Source organism: Stenotrophomonas sp. YJH_SMC_119 (assembly GCF_059368315.1).
Genome location: NZ_JCAFRP010000001.1, coordinates 766,973 through 780,145 on the forward strand (window position 1 = coordinate 766,973; position 13,173 = coordinate 780,145).

Here is a 13,173-nt window from a genome sequence, read left to right on the forward strand (position 1 = left end):
CCCCGGGAAAGACACGCGGCCGCCTTGGTAGAATGGGCCAATGTCCGATGCCACCACCGCCGTCCGCCCGTCGCTGCGCGATCCCCGCAACTGGCCGATGTTCGCCGCCATGCTGGGCGCCTTCGCCATCGCCCGCCTGCCGTGGATGCTGCAGCGTGCGCTGGGCCGGGGCGTCGGCTGGATCACCTGGCGCCTGCTGGGCAGCCGTCGCCGCGCCGCCGAGGTCAACCTGCAGCTGTGCTTCCCCGAGAAGGACGAGGCCTGGCGCCAGCGCCTGGTGCGCGACAGCTTCGATGCCCTGGGTGTGGGCGTGTTCGAGTGCATCCGCGCCTGGTGGGGCAGCATCGACAGCATCCGCCCGCAGGTGCAGATCGAAGGACTGGAACATCTGCGGCAGATGCAGGCGGAAGGTCGTGGCGTGCTGCTGGTGTCCGGCCATTTCATGACCCTGGAAATGTGCGGGCGCCTGCTGTGCGACTACGTTGATCTTTCAGGCATGTACCGCAAGCACAAGAACCCGGTGTACGAGTGGGCGGTGAAGTTCGGCCGCCTGCGCTACGCCAAGGCCATGTTCGCCAATGAGGACATCCGCGCCACCGTGCGCCACCTGAAGAAGGGCGGCTTCCTCTGGTACGCGCCCGACCAGGACATGCGCGGCAAGGACACCGTGTTCGTGCCGTTCTTCGGCCACACCGCTTCGACCATCACCGCCACCCACCAGCTGGCGCGGATGACCGGCTGTGCGGTGATCCCGTATTTCCATCGCCGCGAAGGCGGGACGTACTTCCTGAAGATCGGCGCGCCACTGGAGAATTTCCCCAGCGACGACGTGGAAGCCGATACCACGCGGGTCAACCAGGCCATCGAAGAGATGGTGCGCGAGGCGCCCGACCAGTACCTGTGGATCCACCGCCGCTTCAAGCGCCAGCCAGGCGGGCGGAGCGATTTCTACAAGTAGATCCACGCCATGCGTGGATGCTTTTCGATTCCGTGCCGGGATTCACAACGGCCAGCGGCACCAGGCGTACGGGTACTCCCCCACCACGCACGCCAAGCCCGCACGGACCGGATTGGCCAGGATGTACATCGCCTTCTCGTGAAGTGATTCGTCGGTCCGCACTGCATGGTCGTGATAGCCGCGCTGCCACTGCGCAGTTCCATCAGCCAGTGCAGATGGTCGGGCATCACCACCCAGGCGAGACTGTGGCTGAAGCCCCTACGCTCGACGAAGCGCAGGGTGTCGATCAGGATCGCCATGTTCGCCGCATCGGCGAACAACGGTTCACGGCCAAGGGTTGCCGTGGTCAATGAGTACACGTTGCCGGATCGGGAATATCGACCGTAGCGGAGTCTTGGGCTTGGCCATGCCTCGAGCGTGCGATACCCATGGAAACACCGGTAGGGGTGGGTTACCTGTGTTTGCGTCGGGAAAGCTCCATCCACGCATGGCGTGGATCCACCACTGCAATCTCCGTTCGGTACGCGCAGTAGAGCCACGCCAGGCTGGATGGACGATCACACCGCCGTCGGCGTGTCGTCCGCGTCGCGCGCCAGCAGGCTGCCGGCGAACAGCGCGGCCAGCAATACGGTCAGGCCACCCCAGAAGGCCGAATAGAACGCCAGATGGGTGTTCAGCGGGAACACGGTCACCGCCAGCGCCAGCATCGCCGGACGCGCGCGTTCGCGGGCCATTGCCGGCGCGTAGCGCCATGCGCGCCAGGCCTGGGCCACCGCCGCCAGCCACAGCAACAGACCAATCACTCCAGTCTCTGCGAGGATTTCCAGCACGATCTGATGGGCATGAAGCGCCGGGGCATTGCCCCACACGGCCGGCCCTTCCTCCGCCACGCAAGCGGGATAGGCATCGCGGAAACCACGTGCACCCACGCCATTGATCGGGTGCTCTTCAATCATGCAGGCGGCGGCTTCCCAGATCCGCGCGCGCCCTGACAGGGCCTCGTCGACACCACGCTCGCCCCCATCCAGGGCCATGGCCGTACGCGCGAAGCGCTCGCGCAGCTGCGGCACGCTGGCGGTCAGCGCACCGGCGCCGAGCACCGCCACCAGCGCCAGCGCGGCCAGCCGTTTCCAGCCGAACTGGCGCACGCCGCTGTAGGCCAGCACCAGCGCGAAGGTGATCCACGAGGCGCGCGAACCGGCCAACAGCAGCACACTGCCCAGCGCTGCAGCAGCCAGCAGCCAGCCCGTATTGCCAAAGCGCCGCGCGGCGGGCAGCAGCAGGAACGGCGACAGGCTGGCCAGCACCTGGCCGAACTTCAGGTTGCACGGTCCCAGTGCGCCACTGAGGCGATCTGCCAGTGCGGCCTCGTCGGCCGGGCACAGTGCGTGGCCACTGACCGCCAGCTTCAGGTGTTCCAGCGACCAGAACCATGGGCTGGTGCCGGCCACCGCCTGCACCAGCGCATCCAGCGTCCATGCGCCGGTGATCAGTGCCAGCCCCGCGAAGGTCTGCCGCCGCCGCTCCGGCGTAGCCACTGCGATCGCCACCAGCCACATGAAGGGCAGATAGCGCAGGCCCGCAGCAGCCTTGGTCCACGAGGCCGCCGGATCGATCGCATCGAATGCGGAGAATGCCTGCGGCAGCCAGTAACCAAGGAACAGGATCGAAGTCAGTGCCCAGGCCGCCGTGCTCAACAGATGCGGGCGGCGCTGCAGGCGTCGCGTCACCATGCGCGCCGCCGCGTACAGCGCGCCCAGGCCCAACACGGTTTCGGCGATGCCTGGCAACGGCCACATCGCCACGTACGCCAGCACCCACCAGGGCGCCCAGCGCCCGGCGCGGTCGTCGCGCACGATGACGGCGGGGTCAGCCGGCGAGGTCGGCATAGAGGCGGAGGGTATCGCGCTGCATGGCCTGCAGGGTAAACGGGATGCGGGTCGGCAAGGACGGGGGCTGGGCCAGCAGGGCCAGCGCACGTTCACCCAATGCCCGCGCATCGCCGAGCGGCACGGCACCTGCGGGTTGCAGCTGCCGAAGCAGCTCACCGACGCCGCCATGGTCCCAACCCAGCACCGGCCGGCCCACCGACAACGCCTCGACCACGGTGCGGCCGAACGCTTCGGGCTTGTCCGACAGCTGCAGTACCAGGTCGCTGGCCGCGTAGGCCTGGGCGATGCGTGCGGTCGGCGTGCTGATGTGCACGGCCTCGGCCACGCCGAGCGCGGCCGCCTGCCGGCGCAGGTCGGCCACGTAGGCTTCACGGCCGGGCTCATCGGTGCCCAGCATCCACAACTGTGCCGGCACGCCGGCGGCGCGCACATCCGCCAGCAGCTGCAATGCGTGTGCGTGGCCCTTCAGGCGGGTGCCACGCCCCGGCAACAGCAGCAAGGGGCCTTCAACCTGCGCCAGCCATGGGTACTCTGCCGCAAGCGCCATCCGCGGACGGCGATCGGCACGCGCCACGCGCGGGAACTGGGCCACATCGACGCCACGCGGAATCACCTGCAATGCCTGTTCGGGCACGGTCGGGTAGTGCCGCTGCACGTAATCGCGCACGGTGTTGGACACGCAGATCACGCGTTCGCCGCTGGTCATCACCGCGCTGTAGCGGCTGGGCGAATTCAGCCCATGCACGGTGGTCACCCAGTGCGGGCGTTGCGCGGCAGGCAGGGCACGGATTGCATACAGACCCAGCCAGGCCGGCAGCCGCGAGCGGGCATGCACGATGTCCGCACCAATCTCGGCAAACAAGCGGCGCAGGGTCGGCAAGTGGCGCAGGGTCAGCAGCGACTTGCGGCCGATGTCCAGGGTGAGGTGCTCGGCACCGCTGTCGAGCAGCGGCTGCACCAGGCGGCCACCGGCGGAAACCACCAGCGCGCGATGGCCGGCGGCGACCAGGGCCGCAGCGATTTCCAGGGTCGAGCGCTCGACGCCGCCGGAGTGCAGCGCCGGCAGCAACTGCACCACGGTCAATCGGCGCATCGAAGGGGCGGCCGCTTAGTCGGCCAGCACGAACACGGAACCGCAGTACGGGCACTGCGCTTCGCCATTGGGCTCGTCTTCGATCGGCAGGTACACGCGCGGATGCGAGTTCCACAGCGCCATTTCCGGGGTCGGGCAGCTCAGCGGCAGATCGCTGCGGTGCACGGTGTAGCGCTTCTCGGCGTTGGCGGGCGCAGTGGCGGTATGGCTCATGGCGGATGTCGATGAACGGGTTGCGAGGCCTGTGATTCTAGCATCCAGGCCGCCCCGACATTGCGCCGCAACGGGTGTTTGCGCGTACCGGGCCGATTCCCTGCGACCTTGCATGCCACTTCGGGATGAGGTGCCGGTGGGAATTCCCGGCCGATCCTGCAGATCCACCCCGGGAAACCACCGACAACGATATTTACCGCATTTGGATCGAACTAAATGGCACTTGTCAGGTTGCCACGGCTGTTGCAGGATCGGGCCAGGTCGTGAACCGGCCTATCCCAATCCGACCCGATCGCATGGCCCGCCCCCACCGGACCGGCATCGCCTCTTCCACTGCCATCGCGGCGGGCGGAGCGATGCTGTCCGTGGTGTCCGCCGATGCGGGTTCTGCCCGCCGCCAGCCCTTCCGGGAGACCCCTGCATGACCCTGTCCGATCCACGCCGCGCCCTGCTTCCGCTCGCCCTGGCCCTGGCCTGTGCGACTACCGCGATGCCGGTGCTGGCACAGGGACTGCAGAGCTCGTTCGAGCCGGGCCAGCCGGCTCCGGAACCGGCCGCAGGCGCATTGCAGGTCACGATCGGCAATGGCCCCGCGGCGCCCTACGCCGCCAAGCGCAATGTCGGCTACAGCGGCCTGCACGCACTGCGCTACAGCAGTGGAGGTGGCAATGCGCGGCGCGAACTGTTCAAGGCGGACGTGACCATCGAGGCCGATACCACCCTGTCGTGGTTGGTGCTGCCGGAGATCGTCGGCAAGGACACCGTGGCTTCGACCTATGTGTCTCTGGACCTGCTGCTGGACGATGGCAGTCGGGTTTCGGCCGGCGCTGCGCGTGACCAGCATGGGGTGGCCCTCGGCGCCCGCGCGCAGGGCGACTCGAAGACGCTGTACCCGCAGCAATGGGCGCGCAAGGCGGTGCGGCTGGGCGATGTGCCCGCGCTGAAGGGCCGCCGCGTGGTGGCGATCGAACTGGAGGTGGCCAGTGCCGACGGCGCACCGGTCTCCGGCTGGATTGATGACGTTCGCCTGGACACCGTGCCACGGCAGCAGCCAGCGCGCGTCTCCGACTGGGTACTGACCACCCGCGGTACCCAGGCCAACGGCACCTTCTCGCGTGGCAACAATTTCCCGGCCACGGCGGTGCCGCACGGGTTCAACTTCTGGACCCCGGTCACCGATGCCGGTGCGCTGAACTGGCTGTACCGCTGGAACGAGCAGAACGACGCGCAGAACCGTCCTCAGCTGCAGGCGCTTGCGCTGAGCCACCAACCCAGCCCGTGGATGGGCGACCGCCAGACCTTCCAGGTGATGCCATCGGCCAGTCGTGGCGTGCCGGAGGCTGACCGCCGCAAGCGTGCCCTGTCGTTCGACCGCAGCCATGAAAGCGCCCGCCCTTACCGCTACGACGTGCGCTTCGACAACGGCGTCGCGGCATCGATCGCGCCGACCGACCATGCCGCGCTGTTCCGCTTTGACTTCCCGGAGGACGGCGACGCCAACCTGCTGTTCGACAATGTCGATGCACGCGGTGGCCTGACTCTGGACGCCGCCACGCAGACGCTGTCCGGCTACACCGACACGCGCAGCGGCCTGTCCAACGGCGCCAGCCGCATGTACGTGGTGGCCCGCTTCGACAAGCCGTGGCGCAGCAGTGGGCGCCTCGACACCGGCCGACCGACCGGCTACATCAAGTTCGATGCCGGCAGCGAACGACGGGTGACCATGCGCATCGCCACTTCGCTGATCTCGGTGGAGCAGGCACGACACAACCTGGCGCTGGAAATCGCCGCCACCGATACGCTGGAGAGCGTGGCCGGCCGTGCGCAGGATGCATGGGACGCACGCCTGGCCCGCTTCGACATCGGCGATGCCAGCGACGACCAGAAGACCACGCTGTATTCCAGCCTGTACCGGCTGTTCCTGTACCCGAATTCCGGCCATGAAAACGTGGGCAGCACCGCCGCACCGGAGTGGCGCTACGCCAACCAGGCCAGCGCCAGCGATGACAACACCGATGGCAGCGCGACCCGCACCTTTGCCGCCGTGCGCGATGGCAAGGTGTTCGTCAACAATGGCTTCTGGGACACCTTCCGCACCACCTGGCCGGCCTACGCGCTGTTCACGCCCGACGATGCCGGGCAGATGGTGCAGGGTTTCATCGAGCAGTACCGCGCTGGCGGCTGGATCGCGCGCTGGTCATCGCCGGGCTACGCGGACCTGATGGTCGGCACCAGCTCGGACGTGGCCTTCGCCGATGCGTGGCTGAAGGGCGTCGGCGGCTTCGATCCGGGCGAGGCCTACGCCGCCGCGCTGAAGAACGCGACCGTGGTACCACCCGACCGCCATGTCGGCCGCAAGGGCATGGACCGTTCGACCTTCCGGGGCTACGCCAGCGCCGACGTGCATGAGGGCATGTCGTGGACGATGGAAGGCGCACTCAATGACTTCGGCATCGCCAACATGGCCGATGCGCTGGCCAAGCGCGCGACCGCACCCGCCGCACGCGAGCGCTACAGCACCGAAGCCGACTACTTCCGCCACCGCGCTGCCAGCTACGCGACGATGTTCGACCCTGCCGCCGGCTTCTTCCAGGGCCGCAGGGCCGATGGCCGCTGGCGCGTGGACGCCAAGGACTACGACCCGCGCGTGTGGGGCCACGATTACACCGAATCCAACGGCTGGACCTTCGCCTTCACTGCCGCCCATGACGGCGAAGGCTTGGCCGCGCTGTACGGTGGCCGCGACAAGCTGGCGGCGAAGCTGGATACCTTCTTCGCCACGCCGGAAACCGCAGACCCGGCACTGGCCGGCTCCTACGGCGGCACCATCCACGAGATGACCGAAGCGCGCGACGTACGCATGGGCATGTACGCGCACAGCAACCAGCCGGCGCACCACATCCCGTGGATGTACCTGTATGCCGGGCAGCCGTGGAAGACCCAGCAGCACGTGCGCGAAATCCTGTCGCGGCTGTACGTCGGCAGCGAGATCGGCCAGGGCTATCCGGGCGATGAGGACAACGGCGAAACTTCGGCATGGTACGTGCTGGCCTCGCTGGGCCTGTACCCGCTGCGCATGGGCGCCCCGGAGTACGTGATCGGCTCGCCGGCCTTCGAGCATGCACGCGTGGAGCTGCAGGGTGGCGCGGTGCTGACCGTGAACGCGGCCAACAACTCGCGCGAGAACGTCTACGTGCAGTCGCTGAAGATCAACGGCAAGCCGTGGACGAAGACCTGGGTGCCACACGACCTGATCGCCAAGGGCGCGACCCTCGACTTCGTGATGGGACCCCGTCCCTCGCGCTGGGGCAGCGGCGTGGACGATGTGCCGCGCTCGTTGACCGCGCGCGGCCAGCGCCCGCAGCTGCTGCACGACCTGCTCGGCAGCGGCGCGAAGGCGACGCTGGCCGATGGCCGCGCCCTGCCCGCACTGGTCGATGACGATGCGAGCACCACCGTGGGCCTGGGCGGCGGCGCAACCATCGCGCTGACCGGACTGAGCGACGGCACGCCGACGATGTACACGCTCACCAGCGGCGACGGCCGCATCCAGGGCGGTGAGTGGACGCTGGAGGCGCGCAACGGCGGCGGCAGCTGGACCGTGCTCGACCAGCGCAGCGGCGAAGACTTCGAATCCGCCCGCCAGACCCGTCCGTTCCGCATCGCCAGACCCGGCCGCTACAGCGAATACCGCCTGCGCCTGGCGGCACCGGCACGGCTGCCACTGGCGGAGATCGAACTGCTGGCGGCCGGCACCGTACAATGAGCGGCATGCGCTACCGTCTTCTGCCTCTGGCCCTTGTTGCCCTGTCCTTCTCAAGTTTCGGCCAGACCCAGGCGTTCGATACGCAGCTGACCCGCGACGGCGTGACGCTGAACTACCAGGACGCCCGTGGCGCCCTGGCCGCGCCGCAGCGCAAGCGGGTAATCGATACGTTCTTCTTCGCCTACCTGCGCGAACGCGCGGACTTCCACCCGGCCGCGCCGGCGATGGTGCGCATCGTGATCGATCCGGCCTACACCGGCATCGCCTTCGTCGGCGACAAGGACCAGGCAGCGACGATCACCATCAACCCAGGCTGGTTGGCGCAGCACCCGAACGACATCGATCTGGTCACCCATGAGGCGATGCACATCGTGCAGGGCTATCCAGGTTACGGCGATGCACGGGTGCCGGGCTGGCTGGTGGAAGGCATCGCCGACTACGCACGCGACCGCTACGGCATGGACAATGCCGCCGCAGGCTGGGTACTGCCGGGCAAGGTCGAGAAGGGGCAGAATTTCGACAGCGGCTACCGGGTGACCGGTGCGTTCCTGAAATGGGCCGAGGCCGAGTATCCCGGCCTGGTGCTGGCGCTGGACAAGGCCCTGCGCGACGGCCGCTATACGCCGGCGCTGTGGCAGAAGCACACCGGCAAGGCACTGCCGGCGCTGTGGACGCAGTACGCCAAGCCGCGTTCGGATGCACCGCCGCCGGCACCAGCGCGCCGCGGCAAGCGGCGCTGACTGGGCGATCAACTGGGTATTGCGGCCGCTGGGTAGAGCCGGCTGGGTAGAGGCGACTGTTAGTCGACTGCCTTTCGTACAGCCCCCGAAAACCCCGCGCTTCGCGCGATAGTCGACCAACGGTCGACTCTACCTCGCTGCCTTCTACGCCTCAGCGCGACTGCACGAAGCCGGCGTACAGCGCGAACAGCTGCTGGAAGTACCGCCGCGTCACTCGATTGCGCATGACACCCTCGCCCATGGAAAGTTGGTCGGGCCCAGGGTGGGAAGGCCGGTCCGGTCCCTTCCCACGGCCGGGCCGCGTGGACGTATTGAGCCGCAACGGCGTTGCAGGGACATGACCGGGTTGCGTAGCGCGTGTGGCACAGACCGGGGTAGAGCCGGCCGCTGGCCGGCTGACGTCGTGCGCCCGGACATCACTGCCGGCCAGCGGCCGGCACTACCCGTTTCCGCTTTGCGGAAACAGAAACGCGCCCCGTGGGGCGCGTTTCTGCAGCTGTCGCTGAAAAGAAGGCTTACGCCTTCTTTTCCGCTTCCAGCTGCTTGCGAATCTGCGCATCCACCGCTGCAATCGCGGTCATGTTCAGGATCCTGCGCGAGGTCGCGCTGGTGGTCAGGATGTGCACCGGCTTGTTCACGCCCATCAGGATCGGGCCGATCGCCACGCCGTCGGTGAACACACGCACCAGGTTGTAGGCGATGTTGGCCGCTTCCAGGTTCGGCAGCACGAACAGGTTGGCGCGGCCCTGCAGGGTCGAGCCCGGCAGCAGCTTCTGGCGCAGCGCTTCATCCCATGCGGTGTCGCCCTGCATTTCACCGTCCACGTTCAGACGCGGGTTGCGCTTGAGCAGCAGCTCGCGCACCTGGCGCATCTTCAGCGCGTCCTTGGAATCGTGGCTGCCGAAGTTGGAGTGCGACAGCAGCGCCACCTTCGGCTCGATGCCGAACAGCTTCATGCGGTAGGCCGCCTGCAGGGTCGCTTCGCACAGCTGCTCGGCGGTCGGGTCTTCCTGCACGTGGGTATCGACGAAGAAGAACACGCCCTGCTGGTTGATCACGCCTGTCATCGCAGAGGTCGAGGTGACCTTCGGCTCCAGCGGCAGCACGCTGCGCACGTAGCCCAGCTTCTTGTGGAAGCGGCCGACGATGCCGGTCAGCATCGCATCGGCTTCGCCACGGGCCACCATCACCGCCGCGATCAGGGTCGGGCGCGAACGCATCAGGTTCTTCGCCGCGGCCACGGTCACGCCACGACGGCCGGTCAGGCCGTGGTAGTACTGCCAGTATTCGTTGAAGCGCGGGTCGTCGTTGATGTTGGTGACTTCAACGTTCTCGCCGATCTTCAGGCGCAGGCCGAGGCGTTCGATGCGCGATTCGATCACTTCCGGGCGGCCGATCAGGATCGGGTGTGCCAGGCCGTCGTCGACCACGTTCTGCACCGCCTGCAGCACCACTTCCTCTTCGCCTTCGGCGTACACCACGCGCTGCTTGTCGCTGCGCGCGCGGTCGTAGACCGGCTTCATCATCAGGCTGGTGCGGTAGACGAACTGGGCCAGCTTGTCACGGTAGGCGCCCATGTCCTCGATCGGGCGCGAGGCCACGCCCGAGTCCATCGCGGCCTGGGCCACGGCGGCCGACAGCTCCACCAGCAGGCGGCGGTCGAACGGGCGCGGGATCAGGTATTCACGGCCGAAGCTCGGCGTCTCGCCACCGTAGGCCGAGCCCATGTCGGTGGCCGCACGACGGGCCAGCGCGGCGATGGCACGCACGCAGGCGATCTTCATTTCCTCGTTGATCGCGGTGGCGCCCACGTCCAGCGCACCGCGGAACAGGTACGGGAAGCACAGCACGTTGTTGACCTGGTTCGGGTAGTCCGAACGGCCGGTGCCGATGATCGCGTCCGGACGCGCGGCGCGCGCCACCTCCGGCATGATTTCCGGGGTCGGGTTGGCCAGCGCGAAGATCACAGGGTCCGGCGCCATGGTCTTAACCATGTCGGCAGTCAGGATGCCCGGTGCCGACAGGCCCAGGAAGATGTCCGCGCCGTCGACGATCTCGGCCAGGGTGCGCTTGTCGGTGTCGCGCGCATAGCGCTGCTTTTCCGGATCCAGGTCGGTACGACCGGTGTGGATCACGCCCTCGCGGTCGAAGGCCAGGATGTTTTCCGGCTTCAGGCCCAGCTGCACCAGCATGTTCACGCAGGAAATGCCGGCCGCGCCCATGCCCGTGGTCGCCAGCTTCACGTCCTCGATCTTCTTGCCGGTGATCGCCATGGCGTTGAGCACGGCCGCACCGACGATGATCGCCGTGCCGTGCTGGTCGTCATGGAACACCGGAATCTTCATGCGCTCGCGCAGCTTGCGCTCGACCACGAAGCACTCCGGCGCCTTGATGTCTTCCAGGTTGATGCCGCCGAAGGTCGGCTCCAGCGAGGCGATGATGTCGACCAGCTTGTCCGGGTCGGTTTCATCCACTTCGATGTCGAACACATCGATGCCGGCGAACTTCTGGAACAGCACGCCCTTGCCTTCCATCACCGGCTTGCCGGCCAGCGCGCCGATGTTGCCCAGGCCCAGCACCGCGGTGCCGTTGGAGATCACCGCCACCAGGTTGCCGCGGGCGGTCAGCTCGCTGGCCTGCTGCGGGTCGGCCTTGATCGCTTCACAGGCGTACGCCACGCCCGGCGAATACGCCAGCGACAGGTCGCGCTGGGTCAGCATGGGCTTGGTAGCGGAAACCTTGATCTTTCCCGGCGGGGACATCCGGTGGTAATCGAGGGCGGCCTGTTTGAAATCTTCGTTGGACATCGATGTGGGTTACATGAATGGGCAGAAGGGACAGGGGATGATACCCCCGTTGGAGCGTCTGGACCTGTCGCTATCCTGTCGCAGGCATGCTGCGACTGCACAATTCCGTGCCGTATGCGACGGTACCGGGATGCCAAGCATCGGCGCCCCCGATGACAGCCATGGGACGCGCTGAAACGCCGCGGGGCCGTACCACTGTCGTGATCGGCCCCGCGGTACCACACACCTGGGTCAGCCCTTGGCCGGCAGCGCCTCGGGCAGTGCGTCCACCGGCGGCGGCAGCTCGCTTTCGCGGCCATCCAGCGCCAGCTGCAGGCGGTTGCGGTCCAGCGCGCCTTCCCAGCGCGAAACCACCACGGTGGCCACCGCATTGCCGATGAAGTTGGTCAGCGAGCGGCATTCGCTCATGAAACGGTCCACGCCCAGGATCAGCGCCATGCCGGCCACCGGTACCTCCGGCACCACGGCAAGGGTGGCGGCCAGGGTGATGAAGCCGGCACCGGTGACGCCGGCCGCACCCTTGGAGCTGAGCATGGCAACCAGCAGCAGGGCGATCTGGTGGCCCAGGGTCAGTTCGGTGTTGGTGGCCTGGGCAATGAACAGTGCCGCCAGGGTCATGTAGATGTTGGTGCCGTCCAGGTTGAACGAGTAGCCGGTCGGGACCACCAGGCCCACCACCGACTTGCTGCAACCGGCGCGTTCCATCTTCTCCATCAGCGACGGCAGCGCCGACTCCGACGAGGAAGTGCCCAGCACCAGCAGCAGCTCGGCCTTCAGGTAGCGCGCCAGCTTGAACACCGAGAAGCCGCACAGTCGGCAGACCACACCGAGGATCACTGCCACGAACAGGAACGCGGTGAGGTAGAACGAGCCCACCAGCCACGCCAGGTTGACCAGCGAACCGACGCCGTACTTGCCGATGGTGAAGGCGATGGCGCCGAAGGCACCGATCGGGGCGGCCTTCATCAGGATGTGCACCAGCTTGAACACCGGGGCGACCAGCGCCTCCAGGAAGTTCAGGATCGGCTTGCCCTTCTCGCCCACCGAGGCCAGCGCGATGCCGAACAGCACCGCGATGAACAGCACCTGCAGGATGTTGCCGTCGACGAAGGCGCTCACCAGCGTCTTCGGAATGATGTCCATCAGGAAACCGACCAGGGTCAGGTCGTGCGACTTCTCGACGTAGCTGTGCACCGCGGTCTGGTCCAGCTCGGCCGGGTTGATGTTCATGCCGGCGCCGGGCTGTACCACGTGCGCCACGATCATGCCCACGATCAGTGCCAGCGTGGAGAAGAACAGGAAGTACGCCATCGCCTTGGCGAACACCCGGCCCACCGTGCGCAGGTGGGTCATGCTGGCGATGCCGGTGACGATGGTGAGGAAGATCACCGGCGCGATGATCATCTTCACCAGGTTGATGAAGGCATCGCCGAGCGGCTTCATCTTCTCGCCGATCAGCGGTTCGTAGTGGCCGAGGATGGCGCCCAAGACGATCGCCACGATCACCTGGAAATACAGCTGGCGATAGATCGGCAACGGCTTTGCAGGCGCCGGGGCTGCGGTCGGGATGTGCATGGCGGACTCCGGAAGGGGCGTTTTCAGGCACGTACGGCCCCGGGACAGCACGGGAACCGTTACCGTGGAAACTGATCGCAGGCCCTGTGCTGCATGCGCAGGAGGTGCGACCAATGGACGCCTTTGTAC

8 protein-coding genes and 1 pseudogene are annotated in these 13,173 nt (G+C 67.3%); 3 read left to right on the top strand and 6 right to left on the bottom strand.

Annotated elements, in window-relative coordinates:
- Positions 1-40 precede the first annotated feature (40 nt).
- Positions 41-958 carry an LpxL/LpxP family Kdo(2)-lipid IV(A) lauroyl/palmitoleoyl acyltransferase gene (locus AC5P6S_RS03505; protein ID WP_043034051.1) on the top strand — a complete coding sequence of 306 codons (918 nt, stop codon included), beginning with the start codon at positions 41-43 and terminating at the stop codon, positions 956-958.
- Between the two features lie 42 nt (positions 959-1,000).
- On the opposite strand, the pseudogene AC5P6S_RS03510 reads toward AC5P6S_RS03505, so the two are convergent.
- The 4 genes and pseudogenes from AC5P6S_RS03510 to AC5P6S_RS03525 form a co-directional block, all read right to left on the bottom strand.
- Positions 1,001-1,317, bottom strand: a pseudogene (locus AC5P6S_RS03510) (transposase).
- 198 nt (positions 1,318-1,515) lie between these two features.
- Positions 1,516-2,847 carry an O-antigen ligase family protein gene (locus AC5P6S_RS03515; protein WP_495204474.1) on the bottom strand — a complete coding sequence of 444 codons (1,332 nt, stop codon included), beginning with the start codon at positions 2,845-2,847 and terminating at the stop codon, positions 1,516-1,518.
- Positions 2,828-3,943, bottom strand: a complete 1,116-nt coding sequence (locus AC5P6S_RS03520) for a glycosyltransferase (protein WP_049396210.1) — start codon at positions 3,941-3,943, stop codon at positions 2,828-2,830. Before AC5P6S_RS03520 ends, AC5P6S_RS03515 begins: the two co-directional genes overlap by 20 nt.
- Before the next feature lie 15 nt (positions 3,944-3,958).
- The gene (locus AC5P6S_RS03525; protein ID WP_005410967.1) at positions 3,959-4,156 is read right to left on the bottom strand and encodes a zinc-finger domain-containing protein; all 198 of its coding nucleotides are present in this window, start codon (positions 4,154-4,156) and stop codon (positions 3,959-3,961) included.
- Between the two features lie 421 nt (positions 4,157-4,577).
- Here AC5P6S_RS03525 and AC5P6S_RS03530 point away from each other — a divergent pair, with 421 nt between their 5' ends.
- Both AC5P6S_RS03530 and AC5P6S_RS03535 read left to right on the top strand, forming a co-directional pair.
- Positions 4,578-7,922, top strand: a complete 3,345-nt coding sequence (locus AC5P6S_RS03530; RefSeq protein WP_099561389.1) for a GH92 family glycosyl hydrolase — start codon at positions 4,578-4,580, stop codon at positions 7,920-7,922.
- The gene (locus AC5P6S_RS03535) at positions 7,919-8,662 is read left to right on the top strand and encodes a basic secretory protein-like protein (protein ID WP_005410969.1); all 744 of its coding nucleotides are present in this window, start codon (positions 7,919-7,921) and stop codon (positions 8,660-8,662) included. Before AC5P6S_RS03530 ends, AC5P6S_RS03535 begins: the two co-directional genes overlap by 4 nt.
- Positions 8,663-9,177: 515 nt before the next feature.
- Here the strand turns inward: AC5P6S_RS03535 and AC5P6S_RS03540 are convergent.
- Positions 9,178-11,469 carry an NADP-dependent malic enzyme gene (locus tag AC5P6S_RS03540; RefSeq protein WP_005410971.1) on the bottom strand — a complete coding sequence of 764 codons (2,292 nt, stop codon included), beginning with the start codon at positions 11,467-11,469 and terminating at the stop codon, positions 9,178-9,180.
- Between the two features lie 231 nt (positions 11,470-11,700).
- Entirely contained in the window at positions 11,701-13,044 is a 1,344-nt protein-coding gene (locus AC5P6S_RS03545) for a dicarboxylate/amino acid:cation symporter (RefSeq protein WP_005410972.1), read from the bottom strand.
- Positions 13,045-13,173 lie beyond the last annotated feature (129 nt).